We start from the raw sequence: 17,513 nt of genomic DNA on the forward strand, positions 1-17,513 counted from the left end.
CTCCTGAGTATGGGGCCTGTCGGGGTCCAGTCCCGCGCGGCAGGCCGGCGCGCGGGCCGCATGCATTGCCGGAGGACCATAGCACGGGCCGCCGCCGGTCGCCAAGCCGCCGGCCGTGGCGCCTGCGGTGTCGAAGCGCTGCGGTGCTGCGGTGCTGCGGCATGCGATTGGAACGGATTCCTGGACAATCCATCCAGCCGCGCCGGGCTGCGCAGGCCGGCGCGATCGCCTAGTCTTGAGACTCTCGAATCGATGCGGAGGCATGCATGGCTGACCACTCTATCCAAGGCAAGACCGTCCTGATCGCCGGCGGGGCGAAGAACCTCGGCGGGCTGATCGCGCGCGACCTCGCCCGGCACGGCGCCCGCGCGGTGGCGATCCACTACAACAGCGACGCCACCCGCGCGGCCGCCGAGGAGACCGTGGCCGCGCTCAAGGCGGCCGGTGCGCAGGCCGTCGCCTTCCAGGCCGACCTGCGCCGCGCCGGCGCCATGGAAGCCCTGTTCGCCGATGTGGTCCAGGCGGTCGGCCGGCCCGATATCGCTATCAATACCATCGGCAAGGTGTTGAAGAAGCCCTTCACCGAGATCACCGAGGCCGAATACGACGACATGGCCGAGGTCAACGCCAAGACCGCCTTCTTCTTCCTGCGCGAGGCCGGCAAGCACGTCAACGACCACGGCAGGATCGTGACCCTGGTCACCTCGCTGCTGGGGGCCTTCACGCCGTTCTATGCCGCCTACGCCGGCACCAAGGCGCCGGTCGAGCATTTCACGCGCGCCGCCGCCAAGGAGTTCGGCGCGCGCGGCATCTCGGTGACGGCGGTCGGGCCGGGCCCGATGGACACGCCCTTCTTCTATCCCGCCGAGGGCGACGATGCGGTGGCCTACCACAAGACCGCGGCCGCGCTGTCGGCCTTCAGCCGCACCGGGCTCACCGACATCGAGGACGTGGTGCCCTTTGTCCGCCACCTGGTCAGCGACGGCTGGTGGATCACCGGACAGACCATCCTGATCAACGGCGGCTACACCACCAGGTAGGCACCGGCACGGGCGGGGTGCCGCGCTATCATGCGGCCGTCGCCTCCCCCGTGAGCGCCGCTGCCGTGCGCCGGAGAGGGGCCGTGGCGCGGCGTCCGCCGCGCGGATTCCCTGCTTGAGCACAAGGCCGAGATGGACCGACTCGAACAATACCGCGTCTTCGTGCGCGTGGCGGAGATGGGCAGCTTCATCAAGGCCGCCCACGCGCTGGAACTGCCGCGTGCCTCGGTCTCGGCCGCGGTGCAGCAGCTCGAAACGGGGGTCGGCACGCGCCTGCTGCACCGGACCACGCGCCAGGTGCGCCCGACCGCCGATGGCCTGCAGTTGCTGGAACGCGTGCGCCCCCTGCTGGCGCAGGCGGACGAGGTCGAGCAATTGTTCCGCGCCGGCCAGCGCAAGGCGGTCGGCCGGCTGGTGGTCGACGTGCCCAGCCGTATCGCGCGCCGGCTGGTCGCACCGGCGCTGCCCGCGCTGCTGCGGCGCCACCCGCGCCTGGAACTGGTGCTGGGTTCGACCGACCGCATGGTGGACCTGGTGCAGGAAGGCGTGGACTGCGCGGTCCGGGTCGGCGCCCTGCAGGACAGCAGCCTGGTGGTGCGCCCGGTCGGGCGGCTGGCCCTGATCAACTGCGCCAGCCCGGGCTACCTGGGGGAGTACGGCACGCCGCGCGCGCCCGAGGACCTGGCGCGTGGCCACGTCGCGGTCGGCTACGCCAATGCGCTCACCGGCCGGACGCTGCCCTGGGAGTACCGCCACCAGGACGAGACCGTCACGGTGTCGATGCCGAGCCGCGTGGTGGCGAACAATGCCGAGACCTATATCGCCTGCTGCCTGGCCGGCATCGGCCTGATCCAGATCCCGCGCTTCGACGTGCAGGACCTGCTGGACCGCGGCGAACTGGTCGAAGTCCTGCCGCAGCACCGCGCCGCGCCGATGCCGCTCTCGCTGGTCTATCCGCACCGGCGCCAGCGCTCCGCGCGCCTCAATGCCTTCTTCGAATGGTTCGAGGCGCTGATCGCGCCGAGCGTCGAGCCATAGCGGCGAGCGGCCGCGCATGCGGCCGAGCGGTGGGCCTCAAGCCGCCAGCGCCTCCGGCGAGCACGCCGCCGCGATCCTCTCCGCCAGGTACTGCGCGTCGCGCGCGATGCCGGAGAAGCGGCCCGAGCCCCACGTGTGCAGCCATGGCAGGCCGAGGAAGTACAGGCCGGGATGCGCGCTGACGCCACGCACGTGCCCGGGGTGGCCGCGGCCGTTGAATACCGGCACCTCCAGCCAGCCGAAGTCGGGCCGGAAGCCGATGCACCAGATCACGCTGCCGATGCCCGCTGCCTGCGGGTCGAGTTCGGTGCGTTCGGCCGCGGGTGTCCAGGCCGGTGTGTAGAGGCTGGGCGGCGGCGCGTCGATGCCGTGCGCGGCGATGTACTGGTCGATGCCGGCGTTGATGCGGTTGTAGGTGGCGTCGGCATTGTCGAGGTTCCGGCGCAGGTCGGGTGCGAAGCGCAGGCGCCCGTCGCGGTAGTCCTCCAGCACGCCATACAGTTCCATGCCCTCGGCGGCGAAGCGGCGCAGGTCGATGTCGCGTCCTCCGTCGCGTCCGGTCACGTAGTGGTTGGTGTTGTCGCGCACGCCTTCGCGCAGGGGGTGTTCGGTGACAGGCAGGTCGTAGTACTTCATCTCGGCCAGCCAGTCGACCACATCGCGGCCGCGGTAGAAGCGCGCGCAGCGCGGGGCTTCGCCCACGGCGAGGTAGACCTGGCGCCCGGCCAGGTGCAGGTCCTCGGCGATCTGCGCGCCCGACTGGCCGGAGCCCACCACCAGCACCGCGCCCTCGGGCAAGGCCTGCGGGTTGCGGTAGTCGGCCGACTGGACTTGCCTGATCGATGCCGGCAGCCGCTCGGCCAGGCGGGGCACGATCGGCGTGCGATAGCCGCCCGACGCTACCACAACCTGGTCGGCGCCGAAGGTACCGCGTGTGGTGACCACCGCAAAGCCGCCCTGCGGGCGCGCCTTGACGCTGCATACTTCGGTGTGTTCGAGCACGGGCGGGGCGACCGCGCGGATGAAGCCGTCCAGGTAGGCGATGATCTCGTCCTTCTTCATGAAGCCGTGCGGGTCGTCGCCGGCATAGGGGTGGCCAGGCAGTGCGCACTGCCAGTTCGGCGTGACCAGGCAGAAGGCATCCCAGCGCTGGGTGTGCCAGGTATGGGTCATGGTGTGCTGCTCCAGCACGAGGTGTTCGATGCCGGCCTGGCGCAGGTAGTAGCTGAGCGAGAGACCGGCCTGGCCGCCGCCGACAATGATGACGGAGTAGTGGCGGGCCTCGCTGGTGGCGGGAGGGGTAGGCGTGGTGTCAGGCATGACGCGGGTTCCTTGGCAGAGGGAGGTTCACGGAGGGCGTTCTAGCGCTCGAAGGCGAGTACCGTCACCGTGGCACCGGCCTGGCCGGCAAAGCGGGCGGCGGTGGCTTCGATAACGTCGAGCTGGTCCTGGGCCGCCGAGCAGGCGAAGCCATAGCGGCGGCGCACCCGCTCGGAGGCCTGGTTCAGCGCGCTGCGCGCGCGGTCCAGGAACACCGGCAGCGGGTAGGCCGCGCCGGCCTCGAGGTGCTCGGTCACGACGGAAGAGGGCGAATAGCACAGCGTTTCGCGCTGGTCGGGCCAGCGGACGCGGAAGTGCGTGACGGGCATGGTTCAGGCTCCCAGAGGCACGGCATCGATGCCGGCGGGTGGCAAGCCGGCCGCGGCGGGCCGGGGCAGGATGAAGGGCTCGCAGCCGAAGTCCCATAGCAAGGCCCGCTCGCCGGCCTGGGCGATTGTCACGCGGCGCGATGCGTCGAGCATGCCGATCTCCGCGCAGGCAAGGCCGCGCGCGTGGAAGCGGGCCGCCACCGTGGCGGCGTCGGCCGCGTCGACGGCGAGCAGGAAGCCGTAGCTGGGAAAGGCCGACAGCCAGCGCGGCAGCGGCACGCCCGGCGGGATCGGCAACGCGTCGAGGTCGATGGTGCCGCCCACGCCCGAGCATTCCATCAGCATCAAGGCGGTGCCGACCGCGCCGGCCATGCTGATGTCCTTGGCGGCAGCGCACAGGCCGTCCTCGGCCAATGCCGGCAGCAGTTCGAGGTCGGCGCGCAGGCGTGCGCCGGGCACGCCGGTGGTGGCGTTCCAGTAGGGATAGGGCTCCTCGAAGCGGCCGCGCAGGTCGACCGCCATCAGCAGGCGCTGCCCGGGGCGCGCGCCGAAGCTGGTCAGCAGCCGGCGCGCGCGCCCGAGGATGGCCACTGCAAGCTGGGGGCCGTCGCTGCGCGCGTTGCTGTGGCCGCCCACCAGCGGCACGCCGTAAGCGGCCGCGGCAGCGGCCATGCCGCGCACGACTTCGTCGGCCGGCTCCAGGCCCTCGCTCCAGATGGCATCCACCACCGCCAGGGGGCGCCCGCCCATGGCGTAGATGTCGCTCACGTTGACCATCACCGCGCTGTAGCCGGCGAACCAGGGCATGGCGCGCAGGAAATCGCCGACCATGCCTTCGATGGCGAACAGCAGATGGCTGTCACCATCCGCGATGGCGGCGCAGTCGTCGCCGAGCAGGATGCCGCGCGCCTCCGCCTGCGCGCCGGCCGGCAGCGCCTGCTGCAGGCGGGCGAGCAGGCCGGCGATATCGGTCTTGTGGCCGAAGCCGCGGCTGGCGCGCAGCAGGTCGGCCAGGGTGGCGGCGCTCATGACGGCCTCCTGTCGTGCTGTGCGCTCCCGTCGTCGATGACGAAGCCGGCATACGGTGCATGGCAGGGCGGATAGTGGTGCAGGTCGGCCTCCATCAGGTGGTGCGGCCAGCCCAGCAGCGTCTCCTCGGCCAGCGTGGTCCAGTGCAGGCGGCGGAACAGCGGCACGTTCTGGCTCTGTACGTGGGCGAGGAAGCGCCGGCAGCCCAGCGCATGCGCGCTGCTCACCGCCAGGCGGATCAGCGTGGCGCCGAGCCGGCTGTGGCGCCGGTAGGGCGCCTGTACCGCCAGCCGCGAGCCGTACCAGACCCCGGGCTCGCTTTCATGGATGCGCACGGTGCCGACCACCGGGCCGCGCGCGCCGGGCGGGCCGCCAGCGGCCTCGTCGCAGCGCACCGCCACCAGCAGCTGTGCGGCGTCATCGACCGCGTCACGGTCGTCCTCGGCAAAAATGCCTTGCTCGGCGCAGAACACCGCGCGGCGCAGTGCGTAGGCTTGTTCGATCTCCCAGCCGGCCTCGGCCCAGCGCACCTGGTAGGCCGGCGCGGCCGGCACCTCCACGCATAACTCGGGTCTCATGCCGCATCCCCCTCGTAGGCCGACAGCGAGGAGCAGGCCCCGCACTTGCCGCAGCCGGCCTTGATGTCCGCCGAGCGCAGCCCGGCCGCGGCCACCATGCGGCCCAACGGCGCCAGCACGGCGCGCATGAAGTCCGGCGAGGGGGCCGGATGATCCTCCAGCGGCGTGCCGGAGATCGGCACGAAGGGCACGACGAAGGGATAGACGCCGATCTCCAGCAGCCGCTGCGACATCGACAGGATGGACTCGGCGGTGTCGCCCAGGCCGGCCAGGATGTAGGTGCTGACCTGGCCGCGGCCGAACACCCCGACCGCCGCCGCGAAGGCATCGAGGTAGCGCGACAGCGGCACGGTGGCCTTGCCGGGCATGATGCGCGCGCGCACCGATGGCGTCACCGCTTCCAGGTGCATGCCCAGGCTGTCGATGCCAGCGGCGCGCAGGCGCGCGAACCAGCGGTTGTCGTCGGGTGGTTCGCACTGGCCCTGGATCGGCAGGTCCACGGCGGCGCGGATGGCGAAGGCGCTGTCGCACAACAGGGCGGCACCGCGGTCCGGCGTCGGCGGCGTGCCGGTGGTCAGTACCATGTGCCTGACGCCGTCGAGCAGCACCGCCGCGCGCGCCACCTCGGCGAGCTGCTCCGGAGTCTTGCGCGCGATGGTGCGGCCGGCCGCCAGCGACTGGCCGATCGCGCAGAACTGGCAGGTCTTGCGCCGGCTCTGGTAGCGGATGCAGTCCTGCAGTACCGTGGTCGCCAGCACATCGGCGCCGTGCAGGGTGGCAATGTGCGAGTACGGAACGCCGTCCAGCGTCTGCATCGCATAGAAGCGCGGCGTGCGTGGAAAGCTCACGCTGGCGATCGGGATGGCGCCGCGCATGAGCGTGCTGCGCCCGTGCGCGTCGGGCGTGGCTGCCACGTAGGGCGAGTGCCAGGCGGTACTGGTATGGACCGGCACCATGATGGTCACGCCGTCGATGGTGACGGCCTTGTGGTCGGACGGACCGGCACCGCCGCGCCGGCTGGCGGCACCGGCGCGCGGGTCTTCCAGCCGCAGCCCGATGGACTGCAGTTCAGTCATCAACTGCCGGCTCGAGGCCGGCAGCGTGTCGCGAGAAGGCATGGTCTGGACTCCGGTCGTCTGGGTGGATGGCGGCGGCGGGCACCTGGGGCCGTGGTGCGTGCATGACGGACACGGGGGCCGCCGGGCGGTCGTTGATCAGCAGGCTGAGCAGCTCGGGGCGCGCGTAGTGGCCCACCGAATCCATCATGCGCTTGCGCTTGGTGATGAGGGCCAGGTCGAGGTCGGCCACCACCATGCCTTCGCCTTCGCGCAAGGGCGGCGCCAGGTGTTGCCCCTCGGGCGAGATGATGGCGGTGTGGCAACCGCCGCGCAGCGCCTTCTGCAATGCGGGGTCGGTGGTGACCGAAGCGATCTGCGCCTCCGTCAGCCAGCCGGTTGCATTGACCACGAAGCAGCCGGACTCCAGCGCGTGGTGGCGGATGGTGGCCTCGATCTGCTCGGCAAAGATGGGACCTACCAGCGAACCGGGGAACTGGCTGCAGTGGATCTCCTCGTGCCGGGCCATCAGCGCATAGCGCGCCAGCGGGTTGTAGTGTTCCCAGCAGGCCAGCGCCCCGACGCGGCCGATGGCCGTCTCTGCCACCTGGAGACCGGCGGCATCGCCCTGGCCCCAGATCATGCGCTCGTGGAAGGTAGGCGTCAGCTTGCGTCGCTTGAGTGCGAGCCGGCCTTCGGTGTCGAAGATGAGCTGGGTGTTGTAGAGGCTGCCGTGGTCGCGCTCGTTGACGCCCAGTACCACCACCATGCCGTGGCGGCGCGCACGCGCTGCCACGGCCTCGGTGACGGGACCGGGGACGGCCACGGCCTGTTCGTACAGGCGCAAGTGCTCCTGGCCTGATTGCACCGGCGGGCGCACGAAGGAGAAGTAGGGGTAGTAGGGCACGAAGGTCTCGGGGAAGACGATCAGCCGTACCCCGTCGCGCGCGGCCCGGTCGATGGCGTCGAGCACCTTGGCGAGGGTGGCGGCGCCGCTGTCGAGATCGGGTGCGATCTGGACGGCGGCGGCGCGCACGATGCGTGGGTCGGACATGGCGGATCCCCTGCCGGCTCAGACGGTCCAGGTGTCGAGGATGAGCGCGTTCTCCTTGCGGTGAAGCAGCTTCAAGTCGAGCACGTCGAGCGGATTGATGGGGCGGATGCCTTCGACCAGGGACGCTTCGCCATGGCCGTAGAGCGCTTGCAGCGCGAAGCGGCAGGCGTACACCTTGCCACCTTCGGCCATGAACTTCTTGAGCTGCTTGTTGAAGTTGAGGTGGCCGGCGAAGGCCTCGTCACCCAGCGTGGGAAAGCCCCGCTGCAGGCCGAGCGTGACGCCCGGGCCGTATAACAGGATGCTGGTGTCGAAGCCTTTGCGCTGCAGGCGGGTGGCCTGCAGCAGGTTGACGAAGCCGATCGAGCCTTCGAAGGCTACGGTGTGGAAGGTCACCAGGGCCTTCTCGCCGGGCTCGGCCTTGACGTCCTCGAACACCTTCTCCTCGAAATCGACGAGGACATCGCCATCCTTGTGGGCGGGGTGGTTGACTGCGGGCATGCTTGGCTCCAGTGCGTATGGGTTGCGTTGAGCGGACGGCGCGAGGCTCGGGGCGGTCCGGCCGGCGCTCGCCGCCGGCATGGGCAGCGGTGCAAGCGATATGCCATCGGTGCCGCTCGACCATGCGATCAAGGACCGATCATTCATACGGCGAGCGATCGATCGCATGCTTGATCGCATCCGCGCGATGGCCTCGGCGCCACGTGCCGCGCCGGCATGGCGCCTGGCGGCGCCGCGGCCCTGCACCGCGAGCGCGCGGAGGCTGCCCGCGCGAGGCATCGGCTTGGTGCAGGCGATGCCTCGCGCACCATCAAGTGGCGATCCGGAATGCAATCAAGGATGCGATCAATGATGCGAACAATGCAGGCGCACATGGCCATGCATGGAGCGAAGCGCAGGCGAGACTGGCGCGTGGCGCCATGACGTCCGGATGGCACGCGAAATGCATCGGCAGCGCTGGCGCCGCCGCGGCGCACGTTCCAGAAGGAGAGAGCCGTGTCCGGCCTGACCAGTCATTGGGCGAAGCGCATCGCTGACAGCCCCAAGCCCGCCTACCTGATGATCCCCGACCTGATCGAGGAGGCCCTCGCCGATGGCCGGCTGCAGGCGCGCGACCGCCTGCCGGGGCTGCGCGACATGGCCGAGGCGCTGCGGCTCAACTATTCCACCGTGGCGCGCGCCTACGGCGAGGCGCGCAAGCGCGGCCTGATCGATGCCAAGGCCGGCAGCGGCACCTATGTGCGCGGCCGTGCCCCCGCGCTGCCGCTGCGTGCCGGCACCAGCGCGGAGATGACCATGAACATGCCGCCGGAGCCGCCGGCGCTGGCCGCGCGGCTGCGCGAATCGGCCGCCGCGCTGCTCGGCGGCACCGATCCCTACCAACTGCTGCGCTACCAGGACTTCGGCGGAACGCCCTCCGATCGGGCCGCGGTGTCCGGCTGGTTGCGGCGGCTGGTGCCGGCCGCCGGCGGCGACACGCTGCTGGTCTGCCCGGGCATCCACAGCGCCCTCGTGGCGCTGCTGTCGCAAGTGGCGCGCAGCGGGCAGACGCTATGCGTCGAGGCGCTGGCCTATCCGGGCATCAAGGCCATCGCTGCCCAGCTTGGCGTTCACCTGCAGGCGCTGCCGGGCGACGAAGACGGCATGCTGGGGGCGGCCTTCGAAGCCTTCTGCAAGGCGCAGCGGCCAGCGGTGCTGTATTGCAACCCGACCCTGCAGAACCCGAGCACGCGCACCATGCCCCAGGCGCGGCGCGAGATCCTGGCCGATATCGCGCTGCGCTACAACGTGCCGATCATCGAGGACGATGCCTACGGCATGCTGCCGCGTCGCAAGCCCGATGCCTTCGCTGCGCTGGCGCCGGAACTGACCTACTACCTCACCGGACTGTCGAAGTGCTTCGGCGCAGGGCTGCGCACCGCTTTCGTCCACGCGCCCACGCCGCGCCAGGCCCAGCGCCTGGCCGGCACGCTGCGCGCCACCTCGGTGATGGCCAGTCCCTTCACCACGCTGCTGGCGCGCGCGTGGATCGAGGATGGCACCGCCGACGAAATGCTCGCCGTGCTGCGCCAGGAGAACGCTGCGCGCCAGGCGATCGCCGCGCGCGTGCTGGGTGCTCATCCCTACGAGGCGGATGGCGAGGGCTTCCACCTGTGGCTGCCGCTCGACGGCAGTGCCTGGCGCCCCTCCGAACTGGCGCTGCATCTGCGCTCGCGCGGCATCGGCGCGGTCTCCGGCTCTGCCTTCTCCACCGACGGTAATCCGCCTGATGCCATTCGACTGTGCCTGGGCGGCCCGAGCGAGCGCGACGAGATCGAAGAGTCATTGCAGATCGTGGCCGAGACACTGGAGGACCCGCATCACCTGCATTCGGCGATGCTGTGAGGCGGCGGGCGCGGCCCGGGACGGCCGCTCGGCATCAGAGCCGGTAAGCCTCGCCGTCCTCCGGAATCCGCAGGCGGTCCGTCATGCCTTTCTCGATGGCGAATTCGCGCAGTGCCCGGCGCGTCAGCACGGCGTGGTTGACCGCTTCCATATGCGAGGCGATCAAGGTCGCGCCCGGCGCGGCCTGATAGGCCTGCCAGACGTCCTGCGCGTCCATGATGATGGCGCCGAGGCCGATCACCCGGGCGTCGCCGGCGTTGAGGATCACGACTTGCGGGTTGTAGCGCCGCAGGTTGTCCTCGACCTGCGCGTTCCATACCGTGTCGCCGGCCAGGTACAGCGTGTCCTCGCCGGCGTGCTCGAAGACCACGCCGCAGACCTCGCCGAGGATGTCGCCGATGGCGCCGATGGCGGCGTCCGAGCCGTGCTGCCCGGTGGTCTGGCGCAGGGTGACGCCCTGGAAGATCGCGTCGCGCAGCAGGCGGACGTCGCCGAAGCCCTGCGAAGCAAGCAAGGCGCGATCGGCTTCATGCTGGACGAACACGGGGAGGTGTTTCGGCACCAGGGTGCGGGCGGCTTCGTCCCAGTGGTCCGGGTGCGTATGGGTCACGATCACGGCGTCGACGTCGAGCAACGAGGCGACGGGCACCGGCAGCGCGGCGGTGGGGTAGGGCAGGTGCCTGTTCATCGTGCCCGGCAGTCCGGGGTAGGCGCCTTGCTCGGCGAGCATCGGGTCGATCAGGAAGCGGCTGCCGCCGTACTCGATGACCAAGGTGGCATTGCGGACTTGCTGGATGCGCATGGAGTTCTCCTGAGAAGGTGCTTCGGATGGATATGGACCGAGCAGTCCATAATGGGGAAATGAAATCGGCGGGCTGGCTCGGTTGCCGCATGGACCCGGCGCGGTTCAGTCGAGGTGGGAGAGCAGCAGCGCCAGGGCGTGCTCGAGTTCCTGCGGCGGGAAGCCGGCGCGCGCCATCACCTGCAGGCCGGGGAAGCCCAGCACCAGCAGCCGTCCCAGTTCGGCGGGGTCGCGCGTGGCGGCGATCGAGCCGTCCGCGCGGCCCCTTTCAACCTCCTGGGTCAGCGCCGCCTGGATGTACTGCAGGTCGCCGATGACCCGCTCGCGGATGGACGCGTCCTGCGGGGCCATTTCGACAGCCTGGTTGATGCTCATGCAGCCGCGCAAGGGACCGGGCGTCGCGACATCGGCGAAGAGCGTGCGGAAGAAGCGCTCGATGGCCTGGCGCGCGGGGCCGTGCCCGAGAATGCGGTGCATCTCCGCTGCCCGTCCCTGGCGGTAGGCGTCGAAGGCGGCCAGGAAGAACTCGCGCTTGCCGCCGAAGGTGGCGTACAGGCTGCTCTTGCTCAGTCCGGTCGCGTCGAGCAGGTCGGCCAGCGAGGTTGCCTCATAGCCTTTGCGCCAGAATACGTCCATCGCCTTGTACAAGGCTTCGGCGGTATCGAATTCCTGTGGCCTTGCCATGGTGGACCGGGGAACGCGCTCGCGGGCAGTTTCAATGTCCGGCAGCATATCAGTTATGGACCGCTGGGTCCATAACTGGCTTGTGTGCCGCGGACGGGCGCTGGACCCCGCCCGGAGAGGGATGCCCTCAATCGAGCCGGATCGGCGCGCGCAGCCGGGTGTTGAGCCGGTCGACCAGCCACAGCAGTCCGCCGCGCCAGAAGCCGAACAGCCGCGCCTGGTGGCTGCGGTACAGCAGCGCGTGGCTGAGTTGCGCGAGCCGCCCGCGTATCGTCAGGCCCTTGAACAGGCCGAATTTTCCCAGCGAGCCGAAGGCGTCGTAGTCGCCCAGCGAGACCAGGGCGCCGAAGTCGCGATAGGAGAAGGCGGGAATCTTGTCGCCCCGCAGCCAGCCGGGAAGATGGCGGATCAGGTGTTGTGCCTGCTGGTGGGCGACCTGCGCCGTCGGCGGCAGCGGGCGCTGGTTGCCCGGCAGGGTCAGGCTGGCACAGTCGCCGATGGCGAAGATGCGCGGATCGCGCGTGGTCTGCAGCGAGGGGTGTACCAGCAACTGGTTGGCATGGGAGGCCTCCAGACCGTCCAGCCGCGCCAGCAGGCCGGGCGCCTTGACGCCGGCCGCCCACACCTTGAGCGAGGCTGCCACCTGGCCACCGTCAGCGAGAGTGAAGCCGTCCGCGGTGGCTTCGGTCACGCGCGTGGCGGTGCGCACGCGCACGCCCAGCGCTTCGAGCCGGGCCTGGGTGGCGGCCGAGATGTCCTGCGGAAATGCCGCGAGCAGGCGCGGCCCGCTTTCGATCAGGGTGATCGACAGGCGGGCCGGCAAGCCTTGCGCGCCGTAGGCGACCGCGGCTTGCGCAAGCTGCACCAGCTCGGCCGCGAGCTCGACCCCGGTGGCGCCGCCGCCGACGATGCCGATCGACAGGGTTTCGTCCTGCGCGAGGCACTGGAGCATGCGCAGGCGGACTTCGCGGTTGAAGGCGTCGGCCTGCAGGCGGGAGTCGATCTTGAAGCAGTGCGCGGCCACGCCCGGTGTGCCGAAGTCGTTGGCCTCGCTGCCGATCGCGAGCACCAGCGCGTCGTAGGCCAGGCGCCTGGCCGGCACCAGCAGGCGCCCGTCGGGCGCGTGCAGCGGAGCGATCCGCAGCTCGCGTGTAGCCCGGTCGAGGCCGGCGAGTTCGCCCGGCTGGTAGGTGAAGCCCGCATCGCGGGCCTGGGCGAGGAAGGTGGTCTGCTGCTGGGAGACGTCGCGCGTGCCTGCCGCGATGGTATGGAGCATGGGCTTCCAGACATGGGCGGAGTCGCGGTCGACCAGGGTGACGGCCATGGTCCGTCCGGCGCGTGCGGAGCGCCTGCCCAGGGCGGTGGCGACCTCGAGGCCTGCTACCCCTCCACCCACGATGACGATCTGTTGCGGCTGCATCTTGTGCGTTCCTTTGCTCGGGCATGAGATGCGCCGGATTATACATACATGCGTGAATGTATGTATGTGGTCGACGGCTTGGAGGAGCGCCGGTGTGAGTCGGTGTGCCCCAGTTGCCAGCGTTGCCAGCGTTGCCTGCACTGGCGTGTGATAGACGCGGTCGCGCTCATCTGGGCGCCCGGCGCCTGGTGCCGGGTATCATGCGCCGCATGACCATCAAAGCGAACCCGACATCGCGCCCGCCCGGGCGCCGCCAGCGTGCCGGCGCCGAACGGGCCTTGCCCGAGCCGCTCGCCAAGCGCCGCGTGCTGGCCATGCTGGCCAGCCGCTTCTTCATCCGCTGCCACGTCATGCTGATCGCGCTGTGGTCGCTGTCGATCGGTGTGCTCGCCAGCAAGCTGCTCTGGCTCGCGGGGCTGTCGTCGCTGCCGCTGCGCTATGGGCTGGCGACGGTCGCGGCCTACTGCGGCTTCCTGTGCGCGGTGCGCGTCTGGCTGGCCTATGTCGGGCTGCCCGCTGGGCGCCGCGGGACCGGTGACGAACCGGCGCGTGCGAGCGACGGGGCCGATGGGGGCGTGGATCTGGTGGATTGCCTGCCGCTGCCCCGCGGCGGGGCGGGCGGCGCCGCACGCGGCGCGCGCCCGGTGGCGGGGCAGGGCGGTACCTTCGATGGCGGTGGCGCCTCCGGCGATTTCGATGTGGCGGCGGCGGACCTGCCCGGCCTGGCGGACCTCGGTGAGACCGGGAAAGCGGCAGGGCGCGGCGCCGGCGACCTGCTGGACGGCGCGGCCGATGCCGACGACCTGTTCGGCGTGGTCCTGCTTGCCCTCGGCTTGCTGGCCGCCGCCGTGATCGGTGCCGCCTACGTGTTCAGCCAGGGGCCGCTGATGCTGGCCGAGATCGCGTTCGAGGCCCTGCTGGCCGGCGGCCTGCTGCGCGTGGCACGCCGTGCCGACGAGGCCGGCTGGCTGCGCGCCGCCGTGCGGGTGTCGGCGCGTCCGGCGCTTGCCGTGGCGGCGCTGGCCATCGGCCTGGGCTTGGCACTGCAGCACTGGTTCCCCCAGGCCCGGAGCCTGGCGCAGGCGCTGGGGCTGCGCTGAGCCACCGGCGGCGCCTTGTTCCGTGCAGCCATGCCCGGGGCCAAGGCGTGCTGGCGCACCTGGTCGGATGCTGCCCGGCGTCGCGGCATCCCACGCGATTCCTGCAATTCAGACGGATTACGCCGATCTCGAGAATGGTCTGAAGCCCAGCGATTGCAGCGCCGGCGAGAATCGCCCCGGTACCTGGCGCGACGGCGCGGGCCGGCGCGATCCTGAACCTGTCCCGCCCCCTCCCGGGCCGCGCCTCGTACCTGCCGCCAGACGCACCGCAAGAATCGCTGCCGGATGCGTCGTTGCCCTGCCTGCCAGCGTCGCCTTTCCCCATGCGTCGCAGCCACCGTCCACCGAGGAGAGCCGCCATGAACAGCGAAGGACTTCACAGCCGCATCGCGAGACTGCTGGCGGCCAACGTGCATGCGCTGGTCGGCTCGATCGAGAGCCGGACTCCCTTGGCTGTCCTGGAGCAATACCTGCGCGAGTTCGACGAGGTGATCGGCCGGGCGCGCGTGCACCTGGGCCGGCACGAGGCCGCCCGCTACCAGTCGACCAAGGCCATCGCCCGCGTGAACGACGAGATCGGGCGGCTCGACGCGCAGATCGCCGTCGCGCTTCGCAGCGGGGAGGAGGCGCTGGCACGCACCGGCGCCGCGCGGCAGATCGAACTGGAGGACAGCCTCGTGCTGCTGCATCAGCGCTTGCAGGAGACGGTCGAGCGGACCGGCGCGGCCGAGGCCGAACTGCTGGCCCTGCGCGCCAAGCGCGAAGAGATGGAACTGGCACTGTCCGACCTGCTCGCCGCGCGGGCGTCGGCTTCCTTGCACCCAGCGGCGCCGTCGGCACCATCGGCACGGGCGCAGCAGCTGGGCCTGGGCTTCAGCCGTGCGATGGCCGGCGCCAGCGGGCTCCCTGCCGGGGGGGCGGCGCCTGCCCAGGCCGACGCGGCATCGCTCAGGCAGCTCGACGCCCTGCTCAAGGAGCAGCGCGTCAGCGAGCGCCTCGAACGGCTGCGGACAAGGCAGGGCAGCGCCGCCGCCTAGGCCGTGCGCCACCGCTTGCGCCGCGGCCCGCGGGTCCGGCCTTCCTGAACCGTCCTGTGCTGCCCTCTCATGAGTGAACTCCTGCATCCCGGCTATGTGCCGTTCGTGGTCGCTATCGGTGCCATGGTCGCCATCGGCACGCTGGAGGCGCTTGCCTTGCTGGCCGGCCTGACACTGACCGGCCACGCCGACCACTTCCTGACCGCCCACCTGCCGGGCCCGCATGCGGCGGCCGCCGGCGCGCTCGATGCGGGCGAAGGCGGCGGCGCCGGCATCGTCGGCGCATGCCTGGGCTGGCTGCACGTCGGACGCGTGCCCTTGCTGATGCTGCTGATCCTGTTCCTGACAGGTTTCTCCATTGCCGGCCTGCTGCTGCAATGGCTGCTGGCCACCGCCACGGCGCACCTGCTTCCCGGCGCCGTGGCGGCGGCGCTGGCCGCGCTGGCCGCGCTGCCGTTCGTCAGGGGAGCCGGCGGCCTGCTGGTGCGCTATTTCCCGCAGGACGAGAGCTCGGCGGTGTCCGAGTCCGATTTCGTCGGGCGCGTCGCCAGGATCACGCTGGGCCAGGCAAGCGCCGAGCACCCGGCCGGCGCGCGCCTGATCGACGATCACGGCCGCGCGCACTACATCCGCGTCGCGCCGGAGGACGCCACGCAGACCTTGTCGCGCGGCCAGGAGGTGCTGGTGGTGGCGCGCGCCTCCGGCAGCCTCTACCGCGCGATTCCCAATCCGCGGCCCGATCTGTTGTAGGGGCCGCCAGCCGGGGCAATCGCCGGCTGCTTCATCCACTTTCCGCTGACGGAGACTCGCAACCCCATGGCCAACCTGGATTCCCTCGTTTTCTGGAGCGTCATCGCCCTGGCCGGCATCATCGGCCTGGTCGTGATCGGCGTGATCTTCTCGCGCCTGTACACACGCGCCTCGGCCGAGCGTGCCTTCGTCCGCACGGGGCTGGGCGGGCAGAAGGTCATCATGAGCGGCGGCGCGATCGTGCTGCCCGTGTTTCACGAGGTTATCCCGATCAATATGAACACGCTCAAGCTCGAGGTCAGCCGGGCCACGCGCGACAGCCTGATCACCAAGGACCGCATGCGGGTGGATGTCGTGGTGGCGTTCTTCGTGCGCGTCAAGCCGACCGTGGAGGGCGTGTCCACCGCCGCGCAGACGCTGGGCCAGCGCACGCTGGCGCCCGAGAGCCTGCGTTCGCTGGTCGACGACAAGTTCGTCGACGCGCTGCGTTCCACGGCGGCACAGATGACCATGCAGGACCTGCAGGACGCGCGCGAGCAGTTCGTGCAGGGCGTGCAGAACACGGTGGCGGAGGACTTGACCAAGAACGGGCTGGAACTGGAAAGCGTGTCGCTGACCAACTTCAACCAGACCTCCAAGGAGTTCTTCGACCCGAACAACGCCTTCGATGCGGAAGGCCTGACCAAGCTGACGCAGGAAACCGAGCGGCGCCGGCGCGAGCGCAACGAAGTCGAGCAGGATACCGAGGTGTCGGTGCGCGAGAAGAACCGCAACGCGCTGGAGCGCAAGCTCACCATCGAGCAGGAGGAAGCCTTCCTCAAGCTGGAGCAGGAACAGCAGGTGAAGACGCGCAGCGCCGAGCAGAACGCGCGCATCGCTTCCTATGAGGCCGAGCGCCACCAGGAGGCCGAGCAGAGCCGCATCTCCGCCGAGCGGCAGGTGCAGGAAACCGAGATCCAGCGCGAGCAGGCCGTGCGCGGCCGCAAGGTCGAGGCCGAGCGCGACGTGCGCGTCAAGGAGATCGAACTGCAGCGCGTGACCCAGATGGCCGCCATCGAGCAGGCCAAGGTGACGGAGATCGCCGAGCAGGAGAAGGCCATCGTCATCGCCGGCAAATCGGAGGCGCAGTCCCAGGCCCAGGCACGCGCCAACGAGGCGCTTGCCGAGGCGGTCAAGGCCGAGCAGATGGTGGAGACGACCCGGCGCACCGCCGAGGCCGATCGTGCCAAGCAGGTGGCGCTGATCGAGGCTGCCCAGGAAGCGGAGATGCAGGCCGTGCACGTGACGACGCGGGCTCGCGCGGAGCGCGAGGCGGCGGAACTGCAGGCCGCGGCCATCGTCGAGCTGGCCGAGGCGACCCGCCAGAAGGGCCTGGCGGAGGCCGAGGCGCAGCGCGCGCTGAACGACGCCGTCAATGCGCTGTCGTCCGACCAGACCAGCCTGAAGTTCAGGCTGGCCCTGCTGCAGGCGCTGCCTGGCATCATCCAGCACTCGGTCGAGCCGATCAAGGCCATCGACGGCATCAAGATCATCCAGGTGGATGGCCTGAACCGGGGCGGCGCTGCCTCCGAGGCGGCCGGCCCGGCGGCCGGCGGGGGCGGTAACCTTGCCGAGCAGGCGATGTCGGCCGCATTGTCGTACCGGGCGCATGCGCCGTTGATCGATTCGCTGTTGCAGGAGGTGGGGATCGATGGGCGTTCGCTGCAGGGCCTGGCGCCGAAGCTGGAGGAGGCGCCGGCGGCGCGCCTTGCCTCCCCGGGGCCGCATGCCCAGCCCGGAACGCGAGCCGGCGAAGGGTGGACCGAGGAGGAGCGGGGCGGCAAGGCGCGCGGCGGCGCGGGCGAGGCGCGGCCGCCGCGGGTCGGAGCATAAGCGGAAGGCAAGAGGCGGGG

17 protein-coding genes are annotated in these 17,513 nt (G+C 70.7%); 7 read left to right on the plus strand and 10 right to left on the minus strand.

Translation table 11 applies throughout. The features are described 5' to 3' along the window. Nucleotides 1-266: 266 nt before the first annotated feature. On the plus strand, nucleotides 267-1,040 hold the full coding sequence (locus BKK81_RS25760; RefSeq protein ID WP_071018839.1) for an SDR family oxidoreductase: 774 nt from the start codon (nucleotides 267-269) through the stop codon (nucleotides 1,038-1,040). 132 nt (nucleotides 1,041-1,172) lie between these two features. Beyond that, nucleotides 1,173-2,078: a LysR family transcriptional regulator gene (locus BKK81_RS25765; RefSeq protein WP_071018841.1), complete on the plus strand. Its 906-nt coding sequence runs from the start codon at nucleotides 1,173-1,175 to the stop codon at nucleotides 2,076-2,078. 36 nt (nucleotides 2,079-2,114) lie between these two features. Here the strand turns inward: BKK81_RS25765 and BKK81_RS25770 are convergent, their stop codons facing one another. From BKK81_RS25770 to BKK81_RS25800, 7 genes are read right to left on the minus strand one after another with little or no spacing between them, the layout of a single operon-like run. After that, a complete protein-coding gene (locus BKK81_RS25770) occupies nucleotides 2,115-3,398 on the minus strand; it encodes an MSMEG_0569 family flavin-dependent oxidoreductase (RefSeq protein WP_071018843.1) in 1,284 nt (427 codons plus the stop codon). Between the two features lie 41 nt (nucleotides 3,399-3,439). Continuing rightward, nucleotides 3,440-3,727, minus strand: coding sequence for an MSMEG_0570 family nitrogen starvation response protein (locus tag BKK81_RS25775; RefSeq protein WP_071018845.1), 288 nt, complete (start codon nucleotides 3,725-3,727; stop codon nucleotides 3,440-3,442). 3 nt (nucleotides 3,728-3,730) lie between these two features. Continuing rightward, nucleotides 3,731-4,756 carry a sll0787 family AIR synthase-like protein gene (locus BKK81_RS25780; protein ID WP_071018847.1) on the minus strand — a complete coding sequence of 342 codons (1,026 nt, stop codon included), beginning with the start codon at nucleotides 4,754-4,756 and terminating at the stop codon, nucleotides 3,731-3,733. After that, a complete protein-coding gene (locus BKK81_RS25785) occupies nucleotides 4,753-5,334 on the minus strand; it encodes an MSMEG_0567/Sll0786 family nitrogen starvation N-acetyltransferase (RefSeq protein WP_071018849.1) in 582 nt (193 codons plus the stop codon). Before BKK81_RS25785 ends, BKK81_RS25780 begins: the two co-directional genes overlap by 4 nt. Further along, nucleotides 5,331-6,410 carry an MSMEG_0568 family radical SAM protein gene (locus tag BKK81_RS25790; protein WP_071018850.1) on the minus strand — a complete coding sequence of 360 codons (1,080 nt, stop codon included), beginning with the start codon at nucleotides 6,408-6,410 and terminating at the stop codon, nucleotides 5,331-5,333. The genes BKK81_RS25785 and BKK81_RS25790 overlap by 4 nt, the downstream gene beginning before the upstream one ends. Further along, nucleotides 6,403-7,443 (minus strand): Nit6803 family nitrilase, encoded by a 1,041-nt coding sequence (locus tag BKK81_RS25795; RefSeq protein ID WP_071018852.1) that lies wholly within the window; start codon nucleotides 7,441-7,443, stop codon nucleotides 6,403-6,405. Before BKK81_RS25795 ends, BKK81_RS25790 begins: the two co-directional genes overlap by 8 nt. Before the next feature lie 18 nt (nucleotides 7,444-7,461). Continuing rightward, on the minus strand, nucleotides 7,462-7,944 hold the full coding sequence (locus BKK81_RS25800; RefSeq protein ID WP_071018854.1) for an MSMEG_0572/Sll0783 family nitrogen starvation response protein: 483 nt from the start codon (nucleotides 7,942-7,944) through the stop codon (nucleotides 7,462-7,464). Nucleotides 7,945-8,439: 495 nt separating this feature from the next. On the opposite strand from BKK81_RS25800, the gene BKK81_RS25805 reads away from it, so the two are divergent. Then, a complete protein-coding gene (locus BKK81_RS25805; RefSeq protein WP_071018856.1) occupies nucleotides 8,440-9,828 on the plus strand; it encodes an aminotransferase-like domain-containing protein in 1,389 nt (462 codons plus the stop codon). A gap of 34 nt (nucleotides 9,829-9,862) precedes the next feature. Here the strand turns inward: BKK81_RS25805 and BKK81_RS25810 are convergent, their stop codons facing one another. The 3 genes from BKK81_RS25810 to BKK81_RS25820 form a co-directional block, all read right to left on the minus strand. Next, complete coding sequence (locus BKK81_RS25810) at nucleotides 9,863-10,630, minus strand: MBL fold metallo-hydrolase (RefSeq protein ID WP_071018858.1); 768 nt, start codon at nucleotides 10,628-10,630, stop codon at nucleotides 9,863-9,865. Nucleotides 10,631-10,735: 105 nt separating this feature from the next. Then, nucleotides 10,736-11,314 (minus strand): TetR/AcrR family transcriptional regulator, encoded by a 579-nt coding sequence (locus BKK81_RS25815; protein ID WP_071018860.1) that lies wholly within the window; start codon nucleotides 11,312-11,314, stop codon nucleotides 10,736-10,738. 127 nt (nucleotides 11,315-11,441) lie between these two features. Beyond that, the gene (locus BKK81_RS25820; RefSeq protein WP_335582877.1) at nucleotides 11,442-12,875 is read right to left on the minus strand and encodes an NAD(P)/FAD-dependent oxidoreductase; all 1,434 of its coding nucleotides are present in this window, start codon (nucleotides 12,873-12,875) and stop codon (nucleotides 11,442-11,444) included. A 68-nt stretch (nucleotides 12,876-12,943) separates the two neighbouring features. On the opposite strand from BKK81_RS25820, the gene BKK81_RS25825 reads away from it, so the two are divergent. From BKK81_RS25825 to BKK81_RS25840, 4 genes are all read left to right on the plus strand, one after another. Then, entirely contained in the window at nucleotides 12,944-13,834 is an 891-nt protein-coding gene (locus BKK81_RS25825; protein WP_156811446.1) for a hypothetical protein, read from the plus strand. Nucleotides 13,835-14,193: 359 nt separating this feature from the next. After that, on the plus strand, nucleotides 14,194-14,871 hold the full coding sequence (locus BKK81_RS25830; protein WP_071018866.1) for a PspA/IM30 family protein: 678 nt from the start codon (nucleotides 14,194-14,196) through the stop codon (nucleotides 14,869-14,871). A gap of 69 nt (nucleotides 14,872-14,940) precedes the next feature. Continuing rightward, the gene (locus BKK81_RS25835; RefSeq protein ID WP_071018868.1) at nucleotides 14,941-15,621 is read left to right on the plus strand and encodes an OB-fold-containig protein; all 681 of its coding nucleotides are present in this window, start codon (nucleotides 14,941-14,943) and stop codon (nucleotides 15,619-15,621) included. Nucleotides 15,622-15,687: 66 nt separating this feature from the next. Further along, entirely contained in the window at nucleotides 15,688-17,493 is a 1,806-nt protein-coding gene (locus BKK81_RS25840; protein WP_083384441.1) for a flotillin family protein, read from the plus strand. The last annotated feature ends 20 nt before the right edge of the window (nucleotides 17,494-17,513 follow it).

Source organism: Cupriavidus sp. USMAHM13 (assembly GCF_001854285.1).
Taxonomy (GTDB): domain Bacteria; phylum Pseudomonadota; class Gammaproteobacteria; order Burkholderiales; family Burkholderiaceae; genus Cupriavidus; species Cupriavidus malaysiensis.